15 protein-coding genes and 2 tRNA genes are annotated in these 19,150 nt (G+C 66.9%); 12 read left to right on the forward strand and 5 right to left on the reverse strand.

Annotation, left to right across the window (positions count from 1 at the left end; genetic code table 11):
* Positions 1-29 precede the first annotated feature (29 nt).
* Complete coding sequence (locus RWO82_RS06425) at positions 30-1,118, reverse strand: hypothetical protein (RefSeq protein ID WP_314424887.1); 1,089 nt, start codon at positions 1,116-1,118, stop codon at positions 30-32.
* Between the two features lie 762 nt (positions 1,119-1,880).
* On the opposite strand from RWO82_RS06425, the gene RWO82_RS06430 reads away from it, so the two are divergent.
* Positions 1,881-2,591 (forward strand): hypothetical protein, encoded by a 711-nt coding sequence (locus tag RWO82_RS06430; RefSeq protein ID WP_314424889.1) that lies wholly within the window; start codon positions 1,881-1,883, stop codon positions 2,589-2,591.
* Positions 2,592-2,652: 61 nt separating this feature from the next.
* Here RWO82_RS06430 and RWO82_RS06435 read toward each other — a convergent pair.
* Positions 2,653-2,726 (reverse strand) — tRNA-Gly (locus RWO82_RS06435).
* A gap of 110 nt (positions 2,727-2,836) precedes the next feature.
* On the opposite strand from RWO82_RS06435, the gene RWO82_RS06440 reads away from it, so the two are divergent.
* From RWO82_RS06440 to clpX, 10 genes are all read left to right on the forward strand, one after another.
* Positions 2,837-2,910: transfer RNA gene (locus tag RWO82_RS06440), tRNA-Pro, on the forward strand.
* A 62-nt stretch (positions 2,911-2,972) separates the two neighbouring features.
* Positions 2,973-4,505, forward strand: a complete 1,533-nt coding sequence (gene tig / locus RWO82_RS06445; RefSeq protein ID WP_314424891.1) for a trigger factor — start codon at positions 2,973-2,975, stop codon at positions 4,503-4,505.
* 80 nt (positions 4,506-4,585) lie between these two features.
* On the forward strand, positions 4,586-5,083 hold the full coding sequence (locus RWO82_RS06450; RefSeq protein ID WP_314424893.1) for a tetratricopeptide repeat protein: 498 nt from the start codon (positions 4,586-4,588) through the stop codon (positions 5,081-5,083).
* Positions 5,084-5,164: 81 nt separating this feature from the next.
* Entirely contained in the window at positions 5,165-5,761 is a 597-nt protein-coding gene (locus RWO82_RS06455) for an ATP-dependent Clp protease proteolytic subunit (RefSeq protein WP_314424895.1), read from the forward strand.
* Positions 5,762-5,781: 20 nt separating this feature from the next.
* Positions 5,782-6,423 (forward strand): ATP-dependent Clp protease proteolytic subunit, encoded by a 642-nt coding sequence (locus RWO82_RS06460; protein ID WP_314424897.1) that lies wholly within the window; start codon positions 5,782-5,784, stop codon positions 6,421-6,423.
* Positions 6,424-6,573: 150 nt separating this feature from the next.
* Positions 6,574-7,509: a sugar-binding domain-containing protein gene (locus tag RWO82_RS06465; RefSeq protein WP_314424899.1), complete on the forward strand. Its 936-nt coding sequence runs from the start codon at positions 6,574-6,576 to the stop codon at positions 7,507-7,509.
* The gene (deoC, locus tag RWO82_RS06470) at positions 7,506-8,507 is read left to right on the forward strand and encodes a deoxyribose-phosphate aldolase (protein ID WP_314424901.1); all 1,002 of its coding nucleotides are present in this window, start codon (positions 7,506-7,508) and stop codon (positions 8,505-8,507) included. Before RWO82_RS06465 ends, deoC begins: the two co-directional genes overlap by 4 nt.
* Before the next feature lie 11 nt (positions 8,508-8,518).
* Positions 8,519-9,961, forward strand: a complete 1,443-nt coding sequence (locus tag RWO82_RS06475; protein WP_314424903.1) for an aldehyde dehydrogenase family protein — start codon at positions 8,519-8,521, stop codon at positions 9,959-9,961.
* Positions 9,958-10,809: an aldehyde dehydrogenase family protein gene (locus tag RWO82_RS06480; protein WP_314424905.1), complete on the forward strand. Its 852-nt coding sequence runs from the start codon at positions 9,958-9,960 to the stop codon at positions 10,807-10,809. Before RWO82_RS06475 ends, RWO82_RS06480 begins: the two co-directional genes overlap by 4 nt.
* A gap of 171 nt (positions 10,810-10,980) precedes the next feature.
* Positions 10,981-12,249 (forward strand): ATP-dependent Clp protease ATP-binding subunit ClpX, encoded by a 1,269-nt coding sequence (gene clpX, locus RWO82_RS06485; RefSeq protein WP_314424907.1) that lies wholly within the window; start codon positions 10,981-10,983, stop codon positions 12,247-12,249.
* Positions 12,250-12,262: 13 nt separating this feature from the next.
* Here clpX and RWO82_RS06490 read toward each other — a convergent pair whose 3' ends face one another.
* From RWO82_RS06490 to valS, 3 genes are all read right to left on the reverse strand, one after another.
* On the reverse strand, positions 12,263-14,314 hold the full coding sequence (locus RWO82_RS06490; protein ID WP_314424909.1) for a M3 family metallopeptidase: 2,052 nt from the start codon (positions 14,312-14,314) through the stop codon (positions 12,263-12,265).
* 98 nt (positions 14,315-14,412) lie between these two features.
* On the reverse strand, positions 14,413-14,628 hold the full coding sequence (locus RWO82_RS06495) for a hypothetical protein (protein WP_314424955.1): 216 nt from the start codon (positions 14,626-14,628) through the stop codon (positions 14,413-14,415).
* Positions 14,628-17,222, reverse strand: a complete 2,595-nt coding sequence (gene valS / locus RWO82_RS06500) for a valine--tRNA ligase (RefSeq protein ID WP_314424911.1) — start codon at positions 17,220-17,222, stop codon at positions 14,628-14,630. Before valS ends, RWO82_RS06495 begins: the two co-directional genes overlap by 1 nt.
* 262 nt (positions 17,223-17,484) lie before the next feature.
* Here valS and RWO82_RS06505 point away from each other — a divergent pair, with 262 nt between their 5' ends.
* Complete coding sequence (locus RWO82_RS06505; protein ID WP_314424913.1) at positions 17,485-19,095, forward strand: ABC transporter substrate-binding protein; 1,611 nt, start codon at positions 17,485-17,487, stop codon at positions 19,093-19,095.
* Positions 19,096-19,150: the final 55 nt, after the last annotated feature.

The following is a 19,150-nucleotide window of genomic DNA, read 5'->3' on the forward strand; positions in this document are numbered from 1 at the left end:
CGCCCCCCACTTCTGTGTCACGCGACGGGTCAGCGGCAGCCGTACGCAGCGTCGATGTAGGACTGCGGCGGGTAGCCGTAGGCCCAGACGCCGTTGGCATCGTCGGTGAAGCCCATGCTGATCGCCCACGCCGTCGCCCACTTCTCGATGCTGTCCTGCGTCGACGAGTCGTACATGTCCTCGCACTTCACGCTGATCGCGTGGCCGACCTCGTGCGCGATCAGGGCCTTGCTGCGTTCGGCCGGCCACTGCTCGGCGACGGAGTTCGACAGCTCTATCGACGCTCGGTCGGGATCGTCCCACCACCAGCGCGTGAGGCCGCCCATGCTTCCGTTGTACCCGGCGTTGTTGACGATCGGGTTCCAGTCGAACTCCAACAGCACGCCGGGAGCCAACGACCGCGCGAACGCCTCGATCTCGAGGCGTGCGCCCTGCAACGGGCCGGCCTTCTCGGCCAGCTCTGCCTGTTCCGTCGCCACGACCTGGGCAGCAGCATCCTGCATCGCCACCAGCACCTCGACCGCCGACCCATCGAGGATCGTCATGTCGGACGCTCGCGATGCCGCGTCTCGCAGGGCGATCACGGCGTCGTTCTTGGCCGAGAGATGCGCCGACTCGAATGCGGGCGCTACCGCGGACGCTGAACGGAGCAGAGCTACACCTGCGTCGGTCACTTCGGTTTCGGCGGTGGTCATCGGAGGAGTCGCGGCGTCGAGGTGGGCGGCCAGGTGATCGAGATCGCGTGCATCGGCGGCGAGTTGGTCGGATGCTGCGAGCAGTTCCCAGAGCACCGAAGGCTTGGACGCCGCCGGTGGCGGAGAAACGGCCAGCAGACGCTCGGCGGGGCCTGCGGCCTCATCGGCATTCATCGTCGCCGCGGCGAGAGCGTCCCTCGCATCGGGAGCGGTGAAAACGCCGGAATCCGCACTCTTCAGCAGCTCGGCGGCATCGACGGTGGAGCGGAGCGACTCCAGCTCCTGCTGGACCGTCGCCGCGCTGATCCGTGCTGCGGACGCCGCTGCATCGAATTCATCGCGCGCCCCGTCGTAGCCGACGTTGGCCACGACATGGAGCACGCCGACCGCTGCGGCCGCGACGAGAACCGTGACGGTAGTCACTGCGATACCTCGATGACTCCTGCGACGCTTCGGTGCTGCGTCGACGGCGCTCGAGAAGCGCGGTGGGACGGTGTGGCCTCCGGCGGCGGAGGTGGCCACGTCGACAGGTGCAGTCATGCGGTGGGAACCTCCGTGGGAAACCTGCGTACCCAGACTCTAGTCCCTGCGGATCAGCGGGGACGCAGTCTGCGTGTTCGGGGCGCGCTGCCCTACGACTGCTGAACCGACGGTGCTTTATATTGCCCGCACTGTCTGCGCGGGACTACTGTCCAATCAAAGTCGGTCGATGCCTGAGGAATATCCAATGAGGGTCTATCGAAACGCAGCAAGGACCTTTGCGCTGATTCGGTTGACCACGAGTATGGTCCTAGTCGGATGGTGGTTAATCCTTCGTGGAAGGGGATCAATCTGGCCGCCTGCTTCGCAGATGATGCGAACATGGATTACTGCACCCCGCAAGGCTATCCGAGCGGGTGGGGAAACCAGTTCGGCGCAGCCATGAACTATCTCGGATCATCCGTGGGATCGCACTCTGTACAAAGCCCCTTGGTGGATGGGGAACGGGTGTGTGCGACCAAGGATCGCTCGTTGCGAAATCCTCGCTGGGCACGGGAGGCGAGTTTCGGAAAACTATGTGTCACGAGATTGGACACTTTACCGGGCTGTATCATTACGATGCGCCGGGTGCAATTGCCGCCAGCTGTCTGGTCAGCGGATCGTCGACGGTTTCGATCTACTCGACTACTGAAAGAGGGTTGATCAATGGTCGGTATTAAGGCCAAGCACTTCGGTGTCGCCGCAACTATTGCCCTTAGCTTAGGAGCCGGAGTCGGCATCACAGGCTGTTCGATTGAGCGCAGTACCATAACGCCGCTTGAAACGCAGTCGGATAGTGGAGCCAGTACGGGTGAGAGTGCTCCGTCCGGCGTGATTCCCGGATTCGCGGGTGCGGATGCCGACCGGGTCGAGACCACCGACGAACTCGTCGCGGTGTCCGAGATCGGTTTCCTCGGCGTCGTCGAATCGTTCTCGCAAGGAGTGATGGCTGTCGACGGTCAGTCGTTCGACTTTCGGCCCGTCGTAGCGCGTGTCACGTCAGTAGACGTCTTCCATGGTGCAGTGCCAACGGGGGATGAGGGCACTGTGTACCTCGCGCTTCCCGGGACTGCGACACCGGACGACTACGCGCGAAGCATCCCGGTGGGAACCCGGCTCATCGCGTACGCGAACAGTCTGCCGATCGGCTCCGATCTCACACTGAAGAGCGGTGTGCCGGACGGCGCGCCCCTGTTCAACATCGTCCATCCAGCGGGCTTCGCGCTCGAGACAGAGCAGTCGGGCCGCACGATCGCGACGTTCCCACTCGACGGCGCGGCGGTCATCGAGATGTCGCTCGAGCAGCTGCTGCCGGGCAACGACGCGCCGCGGCTGGAGCAGACGTACGAGGAGCTGTACCCGACGCCGGCGCCGTGAGAAGAGGTTCCTGACTCCGGCAACGAAAAAGGCCCCCGCATCGCGGGGGCCTTTTCTGGAGTGGAGGGGCTGACGAGAATCGAACTCGCATCATCTGTTTGGAAGACAGAGGCTTTACCACTAAGCTACAGCCCCACTGCGGCGCTGCTCCGTGAGGAACTGTGCCGACTCATCGATCATAGCGGACTCTCGGACGTGCTCATGTCCGTTAGACTCGGTGGGGCTGAATCTGCGTGCGGATTCCCCGGGGCGTAGCTCAGTTTGGTAGAGCGCCCGCTTTGGGAGCGGGAGGTCGCAGGTTCAACTCCTGTCGCCCCGACACGGCTCGAACGGCCTGACAGCCGCGATTCAGCGCGGAAACCACAAGGAGAACACACCAGCATGGCGAACAGCACCGTCGAGAAGCTCACCCCGACCCGGGTCAAGCTCAGCATCACGGTCACCCCTGACGACCTCAAGCCCAGCATCGCGCACGCCTATGAGCACATCGCTCAGGACGTCCAGATCCCCGGCTTCCGCAAGGGCAAGGTCCCTGCCCCGATCATCGATCAGCGCATCGGACGCGGCGCGGTCATCGAGCACGCGGTCAACGAAGGCCTCGACAAGTTCTTCCGCGAGGCGTCGGCCGAGCACAAGCTGCGCATCGTCGGCCGGCCTGCCGCCGAGATCACGCAGTGGCCGAACGAGAAGGACTTCTCCGGCGACCTGCTCGTCGACATCGAGGTGGACGTCCGCCCCGAGATCGAGATCCCCGCATACGACGGAATCACTCTGACGGTCGACGCCGTCGAGGCCGACGACGCCGCACTCGACGAAGAGATCGAGAAGCTCCGCGCCCGCTTCGGCACGCTGGTCCCCGTCGACCGTCCGGCCGCCAAGGGCGACTTCGTCGAGCTCGACCTCGTCGCCACGATCGACGGCGCTGAGATCGACCGTGCCGAGGGCGTCTCGTACGAGGTCGGCTCAGGCGAGCTGCTCGAGGGCATCGACGATGCGATCGAGTCGCTCACCGCGGGCGAGGACACCACGTTCCGCTCCGCGCTCGTGGGCGGCGACCACGCCGGCTCCGAGGCCGAGGTCTCGGTGAGCGTCAAGGCCGTCAAGGAGCGCGAGCTTCCCGAGGCCGACGACGACTTCGCCCAGATCGCGAGCGAGTTCGACACGATCGCCGAGCTCCGTGAGAGTCTCGCCGAGCGGGTCGCTCAGCAGGGCGTCTTCACGCAGGGCTCCGCCGCGCGCGACAAGCTCGTCGAGACGCTGCTCGAGCAGATCGAGATCCCCGTCCCGCCGCAGCTCATCGAAGACGAGGTGCACAACCACCTCGAGGGGGAGAACCGCCTCGAGGACGACGTGCACCGCGCCGAGGTGACCGAGGCCAGCGAGAAGCAGTTCCGCACGCAGGTCCTCCTCGACACGATCGCCGAGCAGGCCGACGTGCAGGTCTCGCAGGAGGAGCTCTCGCAGTACCTCATCCAGTCCGCGTCGCAGTACGGCATGGCGCCCCAGGAGTTCGTCGAGGCGCTGCAGTCCTCGAACCAGCTCCCCGCGCTCGTCGGCGAGGTCGCGCGCAACAAGGCGCTCGCGATCGCGCTCGGCAAGGTCAAGGTCGTCGACACCAACGGCAAGACCGTGGACCTGTCGGACTTCGTCGTCACGGATGACGAGGCCGAGGCAGCCGACACCGCCGAGACCGCGGCGGACGAGAAGCCCGCCAAGAAGGCTCCGGCCAAGAAGGCAGCGGCCAAGAAGGCTGATGACGCCGACGCCGCCGAGAAGCCCGCTGCGAAGAAGCCTGCTGCGAAGAAGGCTCCGGCGAAGAAGGCCGATGACGCCGACGCCGCCGAGAAGCCGGCCGCGAAGAAGCCCGCTGCCAAGAAGGCTCCGGCCAAGAAGGCAGCCGACAAGGCCGAGTGATCGAACACGATCTGTGGAAAGGGGTGGATGCTGCGGCATCCGCCCCTTTCTCGTGAACTGGCAGAGCGAGGAACGAGGACATGACGAAGACCTGGGACGAGCGGATCGACGAAGTGTGGGCAGACGCATCGGGCGAGGAGGTCGGAGAATCCACGATCGCCCGCATCGACGCCCTCGCTGCCGAACGCGGAGCGGATGACGCGCGCGCCGAGTTCGAGCGAGCCGGGGCACGGGATTCTGCGGGGCTGCCCGCGGAAGCAGTCGCGCTCTACCGGCGAGCACTGTCGCTCGGCCTCGACGACGAGCATCGTCCGCAGTGCGTGATCCAACTCGCGAGTTCGCTTCGCAATCTCGGCGAGTACGACGAGGCGCTCGCCGTCATCCGCGCCGAGGAGGAGCTCTCGCACGACGGCCCCTACCGTGACGCGGTGGCGACCGTCCATGCGCTGATCCTCGCGAGCGCGGGCAGGCCCGGCCACGCACTGTCCGTCGCTCTGCTCGCACTCGTGCCGCATCTCCCTCGCTACCACCGTTCCATGACTGCGTACGCGCACGAGATCGCGGAGATCGACGACTGATATGCCGACGGCGAACACGGCCTGAGCGCTGCGTTGACGCCGGTAGATTCGAATCACTGAAACACGGAATCAGGAGCTGACATGGCTGCAGAACCCCTCCTCGCTACGAGCGTCTTCGACCGACTGTTGAAGGACCGCATCATCTGGCTGGGATCGGAGGTGCGCGACGACAATGCGAACGAGATCTGCGCGAAGATCCTCCTTCTCGCCGCAGAGGACTCCGAGAAGGACATCTACCTCTACATCAACTCGCCCGGCGGATCGATCACCGCGGGAATGGCGATCTACGACACGATGCAGTTCGTCCCGAACGACATCGTCACCGTGGGAATCGGCATGGCCGCGTCGATGGGTCAGCTGCTGCTGACCGCCGGCACGAAGGGCAAGCGGTACATCACGCCCAACGCGCGCGTGCTGCTCCACCAGCCTCACGGCGGCTTCGGCGGAACGTCGAGCGACATCCAGACGCAGGCGCAGCTCATCACGTCGATGAAGAATCGCCTCGCCGAGATCACCGCTGCGCAGACCGGCAAGTCTGTCGAGCAGATCAACGCCGACGGTGACCGCGACCGCTGGTTCACCGCTGACGAGGCCCTCGAGTACGGCTTCGTCGATCACATCCGCGACTCGGCCACCGACGTCATCGGTGGCGGCGGAACCGACCAGGACATCAAGTAACGGAAAGCGAAAGGACTCTCATGTACGCACCCACCTTCCGCTCTGCCGGCGATCTGCCCTCCAGCCGATACGTGCTTCCTCAGTTCGAGGAGCGCACGGCATACGGTTTCAAGCGCCAGGACCCCTACAACAAGCTGTTCGAAGATCGCGTGATCTTCCTCGGCGTCCAGGTCGACGACGCGTCGGCCGACGACGTGATGGCCCAGCTCCTCGTGCTCGAGAGCCAGGATTCCGAGCGCGACATCACGATGTACATCAACTCGCCCGGTGGTTCGTTCACCGCGATGACGGCGATCTACGACACGATGCAGTACGTCGCGCCGCAGATCCAGACGGTGGTGCTCGGACAGGCTGCGTCGGCCGCCTCGGTGCTGCTGGCCGGAGGTCACCCCGGCAAGCGTCTCGCTCTGCCCAACGCCCGCGTGCTCATGCACCAGCCGGCGATGGGCGAGGCGGGTCACGGTCAGGCATCCGACATCGAGATCCAGGCCGCGGAGATCCTCCGCATGCGCACCTGGCTCGAGGAGACGATGGCACGCCACACCGGCAAGTCCGTCGAGCAGGTCAACCGCGACATCGACCGCGACAAGATCCTGTCGGCCGCAGAGGCCCTGGAGTACGGCATCGTCGACCAGGTGCTCACCTCGCGCAAGCGCGCTTAAGCATCCCCCTCAGAGAGGACGTCGCCCTGCGGGGCGACGTCCTCTCTGCATTCCCGGCAGATGTGCGGATCGCTCGGCACCATTGCTCATATGAGCGCACGGGTGCGCGAAAGGCGGAATCGGCGTATCCTCGAGCATGAGGAGGATTCTGTGGACGATGAGCTGACGATGGTCCGCGTCGCCGAGTTGTACTACGACGAGGGGAAGACGCAGGACGAGATCGGCGCACTCCTGGGACTCTCGCGCTGGAAGGTGGGACGACTGCTGATCCAGGCGCGCGAGCGGGGCATCGTCCGTATCGAGATCATCCATCCGCGCGCTCGTCGACTCGGTCTCGAACGCCAACTCGTGGATCGGCACGGGCTCACCGCCGCGGTGGTCGTGCCTGCACCCGAGGGCGACGACGGCACCCTCGAGCGCGTCGCGCAGGCTGCCGCCGACCACCTCACCGCCATGCGCCCCGTGCCGCGGACTCTCGGTGTCAGCTGGGGTCGTACTCTGCGTGCGGTGGCGGAGGCCCTGCCCGACGGGTGGGCGACAGGCGTCACGGTCGTGCAGCTCAACGGGGGAGTGAGCCTGAATCGGCGGTCGGGCGGGGCTGCCGGACTCGCCGTGACGATCGCGCAGCGGGCCTCGGGTCAGGTGTCGCTCCTGCCGAGTCCCGCGATCCTCGAACGCGTCGAGACCAAACAGGCGATCGAGGCCGACCGCACCGTCGCGGCCGTGCTCGAAGAGGCCGCCGAGGCCCAGGCCTTCCTCTTCACCGCCGGACCGTGCGACGCGAGTTCCGCGCACGTCGAGAACGGCTACCTGTCGGCGTCCGATGTGGAGGAGCTCGCTCGCCGTGGCGCCGTCGGCGACGTCCTCGGACGCTACATCGACGCCGACGGCAACATCGTCGACCCGCAACTCGACGCGCGGACGGTCGGAGTGGATCTCGGACGCCTCCGAGCAGCGAGCCGAGCCGTCTTCGTGACAGCGGGCGAGGCGAAGCATGACATCGCGCGCACGGTCGTGACCAGCGGCCTGTGCAGCGTCCTGGTGACAGATGAGAACACAGCACGAGCATTGTTGGAGGAACGATGACGACCCAAGAACTCAGCCGCAGAACGGCGGTGGACGTTCTCGGCGGTGAGCCGGATGACGCCACGCTCCGCCGCTTCCTGCACGGACTCCCCGGCGTCGACGCCGTGGGACTCGAGCAGCGTGCCGCCGCACTCGGCACGCGCTCGATCAAGACGACTTCGAAGGCTTGGGCCCTCGACACGATCATCAGACTGATCGACCTCACGACGCTGGAAGGCTCGGACACACCCGGCAAGGTGCGGTCGCTCGTCGCCAAGGCGAAGAACCCGGATGCCGCGGACCCGTCGACCCCGAGGGTCGCCGCTGTCTGCGTCTACGGCGACATGGTCGGCGATGCGGTGGAAGCCCTCGGTGCGCTGCACGGAGACCCCGACGACGGTCTGATCTCGGTCGCGGCGGTCGCGACGGCGTTCCCGAGCGGTCGCTCATCGCTGGCGATCAAGCTCGCCGACACCGCCGAGGCGGTCGCAGCCGGAGCCGATGAGATCGACATGGTCATCGACCGCGGGGCGTTCCTCTCGGGGCGCTACGGACTCGTCTACGACCAGATCGCCCAGGTCAAGGAGGCGTGCCGTCGCTCGGACGGTTCGTACGCCTCGCTCAAGGTGATCCTCGAGACCGGCGAACTCAACACCTACGACAACATCAAGCGCGCCTCGTGGCTCGGCATCCTCGCGGGCGGAGACTTCATCAAGACGTCGACGGGGAAGGTCCAGCCCGCCGCCACGCTGCCGACGACACTGCTCATGCTCGAGACGGTGCGTGACTGGCACCGCGGCACGGGGGAGCGCATCGGCGTGAAGCCGGCGGGCGGAATCCGCTCATCGAAGGACGCCGTGAAGTACCTCGTCACCGTCGCGGAGACGGTGGGTGAGGAATGGCTTCAGCCGCACCTCTTCCGTTTCGGAGCCTCGAGCCTGCTGAACGATGTGCTCCTGCAGCGTCAGAAGCTCACCACCGGCCACTACTCCGGCCCCGACTACGTCACGATCGACTAGGAGTCCTGCATATGTCATTCCTGGATTACGCTCCGGCGCCGGAGTCGAAGGCCGTGCTGCACCTCAAGGACAGCTACGGGCTGTTCATCGACGGAGAGTTCGTCGACGGCACCGGATCGAGTTTCACGACGATCTCGCCCTCGGACGAATCCCACATCGCCGAGATCGCCTCGGCGAGCGATCAGGACGTCGACCGCGCGGTCGCCGCCGCGAGACGCGCGTATGAGAAGACCTGGTCGCGGATGAGCGGTCGCGACAGGGGCAAGTACCTGTTCCGCATCGCCCGCCTCGTGCAGGAGCGGGCACGCGAGCTCGCCGTCGCCGAGAGCCTCGACAACGGGAAGCCGATCAAGGAGAGTCGCGACGTCGACGTTCCGCTGGTCGCCTCCTGGTTCTTCTACTACGCGGGGTGGGCCGACAAGCTCGACTACGCGGGACTCGGCGCGAACCCGCGTGCGCTCGGCGTCGCCGGGCAGATCATCCCGTGGAACTTCCCGCTGCTCATGCTCGCCTGGAAGCTCGCTCCCGCTCTCGCCGCCGGGAACACGGTCGTGCTGAAGCCTGCGGAGACGACGCCGCTCACGGCGTTGATCTTCGCCGAGATCCTGCAGCAGGCCGACCTGCCTGCCGGTGTCGTGAACATCATCACGGGCGCCGGTTCCACGGGGGCCACCCTCGTGCGCCACCCCGACGTCGACAAGGTCGCCTTCACGGGTTCGACCGGCGTCGGACGCGATATCGCCCGTGCCGTCGCGGGGACCGACAAGAAGGTCACGCTCGAGCTCGGGGGCAAGGCCGCGAACATCGTGTTCGACGACGCGCCCATCGATCAGGCCGTCGAAGGCATCGTGAACGGGATCTTCTTCAACCAGGGTCACGTGTGCTGCGCCGGAAGCCGGCTGCTCGTGCAGGAGTCGATCCACGACGAGGTCGTCGATCGACTCAAGAACCGCCTGTCGACGCTGCGCCTCGGCGACCCGCTCGACAAGAACACCGACATCGGCGCGATCAACTCCGCCGCTCAGCTCGCCCGCATCCGCGAGCTCAGCGACATCGGCGAGGCCGAGGGCGCGGAGCGCTGGACCGCGGACTGCGCGATCCCCGACAAGGGCTTCTGGTTCGCTCCGACGATCTTCACCGGCGTCGAGGCATCGCACCGCATCGCCCGCGACGAGGTGTTCGGTCCCGTCCTGTCGGTGCTGACGTTCCGCACGCCGGCCGAGGCGATCGCCAAGGCGAACAACACGCCCTACGGCCTGTCGGCCGGCATCTGGTCCGACAAGGGATCGCGCATCCTCGCCGTCGCCGACCGACTTCGCGCAGGAGTGATCTGGGCGAACACGTTCAACCGTTTTGACCCGTCGAGTCCGTTCGGCGGCTACAAGGAATCCGGATACGGCCGCGAGGGCGGACGACAGGGTCTCACCGCCTACCTGAAGGGGGCTTCCGCATGAGCAAGCGACTGACCGTTCCGAAGACGTACAAGCTCGCCATCGGCGGCGCCTTCCCGCGCAGCGAGTCGGGACGCACGTACGAGGTGCTCTCCGCCAAGGGTGCGTTCCTGGCGAACGCCGCGCAGGCGTCGCGCAAAGATGCCCGGGATGCCGTGGTCGCGGCCCGCGCCGCGGTGAAGGGCTGGTCGGGAGCGACGGCCTACAACCGCGGCCAGGTCCTCTACCGCGTCGCGGAGGTGCTCGAAGGGCGTCGTGCGCAGTTCATCGACGAGATCGCCGCCCAGGAGGGCCTCTCGTCGTCCGCCGCGGCCGCTCAGGTCGACGAGGCGATCGATCTCTGGGTCTGGTACGCCGGGTGGTGCGACAAGTACGCGCAGGTCGCGGGCAACGCGAACCCGGTCTCTGGCCCGTACTTCAACATCTCGGTGCCGGAGCCGACCGGCGTCGTCGCGATCGTCGCCCCCCAGGACTCCGCGCTCCTGGGACTGGTGTCGGTCGTCGCTCCGGCCCTGGTGGCAGGCAACACGGTCGTCGTGATCGCGAGCCAGCGGTACCCGCTGTCGGCCATCAGCCTCGCCGAGGTGCTCGCCACGAGCGATGTGCCGGGGGGAGTGGTCAACGTGCTCACCGGGTCTCCGGCGGAGATGGCGCCATGGCTCGCGTCGCATCAGGACGTCAATGCACTCGATCTGGCCGGCGCAGGCGACCTCGAGTGGATCGACATGCAGATCGCCGCGGCCGAGACGCTCAAGCGCGTGCTGGCTCCGGGCGCCGTCACCGCATCTCCCGAGCGCATCGGCGCTTTCACCGAGGTCAAGACCGTCTGGCACACCAAGAGCATGATCTGACGCGCGTGACCCTCACGCGAGGCCCGTCTGCTGCGAGAACAGCGGACGGGCCTCGTCGCGTCCTGGCCGATACGGACTCGAGACCGACGACCCCGCGCCAATGCGTCCCGGTGTCGGATGCAGAGGTTAGGCTCAGTAGACGATCTCTGGATCCCCCCTAGGAGGACGCGCATGGCCCGTATCGGTGAAAGCGCTGACCTGTTCAAGTGCTCGTTCTGCGGAAAGAGCCAGAAGCAGGTGCAGCAGCTCATCGCTGGCCCCGGTGTATACATCTGCGACGAGTGCGTCGAGCTGTGCAACGAGATCATCGAGGAGCGCATGGCCGAGTCCTCGGCGGAGGGCGGCGCCGACTTCGAACTGCCCAAGCCGCGCGAGATCTTCTCCTTCCTCGAGGAGTACGTCGTCGGCCAGGAGCCCGCCAAGAAGGCGCTGTCCGTCGCGGTGTACAACCACTACAAGCGCATCCGCGCCCACGGCACGCTCCAGACCGCCGAGCAGAAGGCCGAGAGCGTCGAGATCGCCAAGAGCAACATCCTGCTCATCGGTCCGACGGGATGCGGCAAGACCTACCTGGCGCAGACTCTCGCGAAGCGTCTGAACGTGCCGTTCGCGGTCGCCGACGCGACCGCCCTCACCGAGGCCGGCTATGTGGGTGAAGATGTCGAGAACATCCTGCTCAAATTGATCCAGGCCGCCGACTACGACGTCAAGCGCGCGGAGCAGGGCATCATCTACATCGACGAGGTCGACAAGATCGCGCGCAAGGCCGAGAACCCGTCGATCACCCGAGACGTCTCGGGCGAGGGTGTGCAGCAGGCGCTCCTCAAGATCATCGAGGGCACCGTCGCCTCCGTGCCGCCGCAGGGCGGACGCAAGCACCCGCATCAGGAGTTCCTGCAGATCGACACCTCCAACGTGCTGTTCATCGTCGCGGGCGCCTTCGCGGGCCTCGAGGACATCGTCTCCGCGCGCGTGGGCAAGCACGGCATCGGCTTCGGCGCCCCGCTGCACGACAAGGGCAAGGACCTCGATCTGTTCAGCGAGGTTCTGCCGGAAGACCTGCACAAGTTCGGTCTCATCCCCGAGTTCATCGGGCGCCTCCCGGTGGTCACGAATGTCTCGCCCCTCGACCAGGATGCTCTCATCGACATCCTCACCGGTCCTCGCAATGCGCTCGTCAAGCAGTATCAGCGCATGTTCGAGCTCGATGGCGTGCAGCTCGAGTTCGAGGAAGACGCTCTGCGGTCCATCGCCGACCTCGCGGTCGAGCGCAAGACGGGTGCCCGCGGCCTCCGCGCGATCCTCGAAGACGTGCTCGGGCCGATCATGTTCGAGATCCCCTCGGCCGAAGACGTCGCGAAGGTCGTCGTCACCCGCGCGGCCGTCGACGAGGGCGCACCTCCCACGATCGTGATGGAGCGCAAGCGCAAGAGCGCCTGAGCTCCATCCCGATTCAGTTCTCGAGGCCGCGCCGCCTCAGCAGCGGAGCGATGTCGGCATCGCGGCCGCGGAAGTCGCGATACGCCTCGAGCGGATCCTTCGACCCTCCGACACCGAGGAGCCGTGAACGGAACCGCTCTCCGTTCGCGCGGCTGAGTCCGCCGTTCTCCCGGAACCACTCGACCGTGTCGGCGTCGAGGACCTCGCTCCAGACGTAGGAGTAGTAGCCGGCACTGTACCCGCCCGAGAAGACGTGCGCGAAATACGTCGACGAGTACCGCGTCGGCACCACAGGGTCATCGAGGCCGATGTCGGCGAGAGCTGCGGCTTCGAACGCGGCGACGTCGGCGATCTCGGCATCCTCTCCCAGCCGGTGCCAGGCCTGGTCCAGCCAGGACGCGGCGAGGTACTCGCTGGTGTCGTGTCCCTGGTTGAAGGTCTCGGTCGCGCGCAGCCGATCGACGATCGCGGGGTCGAGCGCATCACCGGTCTCATGGTGTCGCGCGTAGTTGTCGAGAACCTCCGGCCAGAGGATCCACATCTCGTTCACCTGGCTCGGGAACTCCACGAAGTCGCGGAAGACGTTCGTTCCGGCGAAGTGCGGGTAGGTGACGACGGCGAAGAGCCCGTGCAGAGCGTGTCCGAACTCGTGGAAGAGAGTCGTGACCTCGTCGAGCGTGAGCAGCGTGGGCTCGCCGTCTCCCGGTCTCGCGACGTTGAGGTTGTTCACCACGACGGGTGACGTTCCGCGTAGTCGTGACTGGCTGACGATCGGGTTCATCCACGCACCGCCGCGCTTCGAATCGCGCGTGTACAGGTCGAGCAGGTAGAGCCCCAGTGCCGTCCCGTCGGCGTTGTGCACCTCGAACACCCGCGCGCCGGGGTGGTAGGCGACGAGATCGGTGCGCTCGGTGAAGGTGATGCCGTACAGCGTGGTCGCGGCGAAGAACACGCCGTCATGCAGCACCCGCTCGGCCTCGAACCAGGGGCGCAGTGCGGCCGTGTCGATCGCGTATCGAGCCGTCCGCTCCTTCTCGGTGTAGAACGCCCAGTCGTGTGCTTCGACGGGGAAGGGCGTCGTCTCGGTCTCATCGACGATCTTCTGCAGAGCTTCGCGCTCCGCTCGGGCGTTGCGGGCCGACGGGGCAGCCAGCTCGCGGAGCATCCGCTCGACGGCCTCCGGGGTGCCCGCCGTCTCGTCCGCCGTCACATATGCGGCGTGCGAGTCGTAGCCGAGGAGCGCGGCGCGCTCGGCGCGGAGGCGCACGATCTCGGTGAGGACGGGGCGATTGTCGTTCGCGTTGTCGCGAGAGGCGCGAGATCGGGAGGCGGCCATGATGCGACGACGGGACTCGCGATCGCTCAGCTGCGCGAGGTACGGGTGACCGGTGAACAGGGGGAGAGAGATGACGAAGCGACCGTCGAGACCTCGATCGGTGGCAGCGCGTGCCGCAGCCGAGAGCTCGCCGCTGCTGAGGCCTGCGAGCTCGTCGGCCGAGTCGAACACGACGGCGAGGTCGTTGGTGTCGTTCAGGAGATTGCGCTCGAACGTGTTGCTCAGCGTCGACAGGCGCTGGTTCAGAGCGGTGAGCGTGCTCTTCGCCGCATCGTCGAGGCCTGCCCCCGCATGCGTCATCTCGCGATGGTGTCGCTGCACGAGGTAGCGCTGCTCGTCGTCGAGGTCGAGCTCGTCGAGACGATCGTGCACCTGCTGGACGCGCCAGTACAGCGCGCTGTCGAGAGTGACCGCGTCGTTGTGGGCTGCCATGAGCGGCGCGAGCTTCTCATCGACGGCCTGGATCTCGGGGGTCGCGTCGGCGGAACTCACGGTGTAGAAGGCGTGAGCCACCCGGTCGAGCAGTTCCCCCGAGCGCTCCAGGGCTTCGATCGTGTTCTCGAATGTGGGCATCGAGCGCACCATCGTGATCCTCGCGATCTCGCGCAGATGCTCGGCGAAGGCCGCCTCGAAGGCGGGGAGATAGTGCTCCGGCCTGATCGAGCCGTAGTCGGGGAGCCCGTACGGCAGGGGAGACGGCTGGAGCAGCGGGTTCGAGGCGTCGGTCATGGGTCGAGCCTAACCATCGAGGGCGCACGACGACCGAGACCCTCCGTGCAGAAGGCGACGGAGGGTCTCGGGTGGTGCGAGCGTCGGGCGAGGTCGATTCAGTCCTGGAAGGGACGGGTGAGCACGTCGCCGGTCGCGGTCTGCAGGACCTCCCACCCGGCGTCCAGTTCCGCGATCGCGCGGCCCTCGAGCCAGGTCAGCGTCCAATGCCCGCCGAGACCGCGCGCCTCCACCTCGGCGATGCCGGCGCGCAGGGATTCCGGGACGGACGCCGGGGGCTGCGCTCCGGCTGCCCATCGCGTGCCGAGCTGCATCACGCGCCCTCTGCTGGAGCGAGTTCGATCGCGGTGACCGCGAACTCCTCCGCCTCGGTGAACTCGAGCTCGGCGATCCGCCCGACGGCCTTCAGGTCTTCGGCGGCGGCGCGGAGCGCGTCGAGCTTGGCCGCAGGAGCGGAGATCGCGGCACGGGAGACCGGCGTCTTCTGCGAGGCCTTCGCCTCGGTCTTGGCGCGGCGGATGCCGATCAGCGCTTCGCTCGCGGCCGACAGCACCGCCGTGTCGCCGTCGATGCCGAGAGGCTCCGGCCATGCCGCAGTGTGCACCGAGCCTTCCTCGAACCAGGACCACACCTCTTCGGTCGCGAACGAGATGATCGGTGCGAGAAGACGCAGCAGGGTCGAGAGCGCCAGACGCAGAGCGAGCGCGGCGGATGCCTGGCCCACGTCGTTCTGGTTGTATGCGCGCTCCTTGACGAGTTCGAGGTAGTCGTCGCAGAAGGTCCAGAAGAACGCCTCGGTGACCTCGAGCGCCTTGGCCTGGTCGTAGTTCTCGAAGGCCGCCGTCGCCTCGGCGATGACGGCGTCGAGCCCGGTCAGCATCGAGGCGTCGAGCGCGTGCGTCACCTGTGCTCCCTCGGGCACCGGGAACGACAGCACGAACTTCGCCGCGTTCAGCACCTTGATCGAGAGTCGACGGCCGATCTTGACCTGCGTGGGGTTCTGCGGGTCGAAGGCGGCGTCCATGCCCAGACGGCTCGATGCGGCCCAGTAGCGCACGGCATCCGATCCGTGGGTCTCGAGGATGTCCGCGGGGGTCACGACGTTGCCCTTCGACTTCGACATCTTCTTGCGGTCGGGGTCGACGATGAAGCCCGAGATCGCGGCGTTGCGCCACGGAGCGCGTCCGTCTTCGAGGGTCGAGCGCAGCATGGTCGAGAAGAGCCAGGTGCGGATGATGTCCTGGCCCTGCGGACGCAGGTCGAACGGAGCCGTGAGCTGCCACAGCTCCTCGTCGCGCTGCCATCCGCCGGCGAGCTGCGGCGTCAGCGACGAGGTCGCCCAGGTGTCGAGGATGTCGGCCTCGGCCTCGAAGCCGCCGGCGACGCCGCGCTGCTCCTCGGTGTATCCCGCGGGCACATCGGTCGTCGGGTCGATCGGGAGAGACGCGTGGTCCGGCGCGATCACACGGTCGTAGTCGCGCTCGCCGTTCTCGTCGAGCCCGTACCAGAGGGGGATCGGCACACCGAAGAAGCGCTGGCGGGACACGAGCCAGTCGCCGGTGAGTCCGCCGACCCAGTTCTCGTAGCGCACGCGCATGAAGTCCGGGTGCCAGGCCACCTGCGTGCCCCGCTCGAGCAGTTCATCGCGCAGCTTCTCGTCGCGCGCGCCGTTGCGGATGTACCACTGACGCGTCGAGACGATCTCGAGAGGGCGGTCGCCCTTCTCGAAGAACTTCACCGCGTGGGTGAACGGCTTGCCGACCGCGGTCATGTCTCCGGTCTCCTGCAGCTTCTCGACGATCGCCTTGCGCGCCGAGAACACGGTCTTGCCGGCCAGTTCGGCCGCGTACCAGTCGACGGCCTCGGGCTCGGTGACGATCGACGGGGCCGTCGGGAGGAAGCGTCCGTCGAGACCGATCGTCGTCATGTTGGGGAGGTGGTCGCCCGCGGCCGTGCGCAGCTCGCGCCACCAGATGATGTCGGTCACATCGCCGAAGGTGCAGACCATGGCGGCGCCCGTGCCCTTGTCGGGCTGAGCGAGGTGGTGGCCGTGGATCTCGATCTCGGCGCCGAAGAACGGGGTGCGCACCTTCGTGCCGATCAGGTGCTTGTGCGGGCCCTCGGGGTGCGTCACGATCGCGATGCACGCGGGCAGCAGCTCGGGGCGGGTGGTCTCGATCGTGATCGAGCCGGATCCGTCGGCGAAGGGGAAATCGATCGTGTGGTACGCCGCCTGCTGGTCGCGGTCCTCGAGCTCGGCCTGCGCGATCGCGGACCGGAAGTCGATGTCCCACAGGGTCGGTGCGAGCGACTGGTAGGCCTCGCCCCGTTCGAGGTTGCGCAGGAACGCGAGCTGGCTCTGACGGATCGTGTCGTCGGAGATCGTGCGGTAGGTCTGCGACCAGTCGACCGAGAGGCCGAGCTGGCGGAACAGGGCCTCGAACTGCTTCTCGTCCTCGATCGTCAGGCGCTCGCACAGCTCGATGAAGTTCCGGCGACTGATCGGCACCTGGTCGGCGGCGCGGCTCGACTTGTTGTCGCCGCCTTCGAACGGCGGGGTGAAGTCGGGCTGGTAGGGAAGAGAGGGGTCGCAGCGCACACCGTAGTAGTTCTGGACGCGGCGTTCGGTGGGCAGGCCGTTGTCGTCCCACCCCATCGGATAGAACACGTTCTTGCCGCGCATGCGCTCGAAGCGCGCCTTGACGTCGGTGTGGGTGTACGAGAACACGTGGCCGATGTGCAGGCTCCCGGATGCCGTGGGCGGGGGAGTGTCGATCGAGTAGACGCCGTCACGTCCGGACTCGGCGGCGCGGATGCGGTCGAACAGGTACGTTCCCCGCTCGGACCAGGCCTCACCCCACTTCGCTTCGAGACCTTCGAGTACGGGCTTGTCGGGAATGGCGGACATGGAGGTCTCCTCGAGCGATGTATGCGGCACTGTGTGAGCGTGCCTGAGTGTGGGTTGTGCCACCCAGTCTAGTCGGCCCGGCCGTCTCGACGATCGCGGTGGTCTGGCTCGTCTCGGCGGGGAGCCGAGTCGGGGAGGCCGCGGGCGAGCGGCTCCGAGGCTCGTCCCTCGCGGCGCCCCGGCCCGCGGGAGGTTCTACACTTGGATGGAGTCCAAGAACTGGCGTGCCCGCGCCCCCTCTCCGTCCCCTCCGAGGATCATCATGACTGTGCCCCTTCGTCGCCGCGCCCTGTCGATCGGCGCTGTCGCAGCCGCCTCCGCGCTGCTGCTCAGCTCTTGCGCTGCACCCTCCTCAGAGTCCGAGGGCGGCGAGCTCGTGTGGTCGATCGAGGGCGCGAACCTCTCTGCCGGGCACATGGATCCGCAGGTGAGCCAGCTGGATGTCTCGGGCATGGTGCAGCGAGCTGTGCTCGACTCGCTCGTCTTCCAGGAGGACGACGGCTCGTTCACCCCGTGGCTGGCGAAGGAGTGGAGCGTCTCGCCGGACAGCACCGAGTACACCTTCGTTCTCCGCGACGACGTCACGTTCACCGACGGCGAGGCCTTCGATGCCGAAGCGGTCAAGGTCAACTTCGATCGCATCGTCGATCCCGAAACCGAGTCCGCGCAGGCGGCGGCCATGCTCGGCGCCGACTTCTACGAGGGCACCGAGGTCGTCGACGACTACACGGTGAAGGTGAGCTTCACACAGCCGTACGCGCCGTTCCTGCAGGCGGCGAGCACTCCGCAGCTCGGCTTCTATTCGCCCGCAGTGCTGGCGGAGTCCGCCGACCAGCTCAAGGCCGGAGGCCCCGACGTCACTGTCGGCACCGGTCCGTTCGTACTCAGCGAGTACACACCCGACCAGGAGCTGGTGTACACGCGCAACGACGACTACGCGTGGGGCCCGCACAGCGACGACGCTCCGGAGGTCGCGACGCTGCGCGTCGAGATCCAGCCGGAGGCCTCCGTGCGCACCGGTGTGGTGCAGAGCGGCGAGGCCGACCTCGCGAGCAACATCCCGCCGAACCTCGCGGGTGACCTCGGCGACGGCATCACGGTCGACTCGATCGAGTACCCGGGTCTGCCGTACTCGCTCTACCTCAACGAGAAGTACGGCGTCTTCGCCGATGAGAAGGTGCGCCAGGCGTTCGCGCGCGGCATCGACATCGACGCCGCGGTGGAGGAGATCTTCTTCGACCAGTTCCCCCGCGCGTGGAGCGTGCTCGGATCGACGACTCCCGGCTACGACGCGTCTCTCGAGGGCACGTGGGCCTTCGACCAGGACGCGGCGAACGCATTGCTCGATGAGGCCGGCTGGACGCAGCGCGACAGCGACGGCATCCGCATGAAAGACGGACAGCGTCTCTCGGCGCGCTGGATCGCCTGGACCCCTGTGCCCGATGATCGCGCGGCTCTCGCGAACGCCATCCAGTCCGACCTCACGGGCATCGGCTTCGAGGTCGTCCGTGAGGTGCTGGAACCCGGAGCGTACAACGAGCAGTACGGCCCGAAGACCTTCGACCTCACCGACTGGGGCTTCTCCGGCGTCGATCCGGACTTCCTCCGTGCGCATCTGCACACCGAGGGATTCCAGAACGCCTCGCAGGTCACGGATCCCGAGATCGACGCGCTGCTCGATCAGGCCGTCGCCTCGAGCGACCAGGCTCAGCGCGATGACATCTACACGCAGCTGCAGGAGTGGAACGCCGAGTACACCGCGATCGTCCCGCTCTACAGCCCCTCGGCGATCACGGCTGTGGGTGAGCGCGTCAGCGGTCTCGACTACGACCTGTACGGTCGCCCGCTCTTCTACGACGTGAGCGTCGACTGAGGCGGCGGTCGCCGAGCGCTTCGGAAGGTCGCGCTGCGGTATCGTTCGTGAGCGA

It is taken from the genome of uncultured Microbacterium sp. (genome assembly GCF_963521645.1).
Taxonomy (GTDB): domain Bacteria; phylum Actinomycetota; class Actinomycetes; order Actinomycetales; family Microbacteriaceae; genus Microbacterium.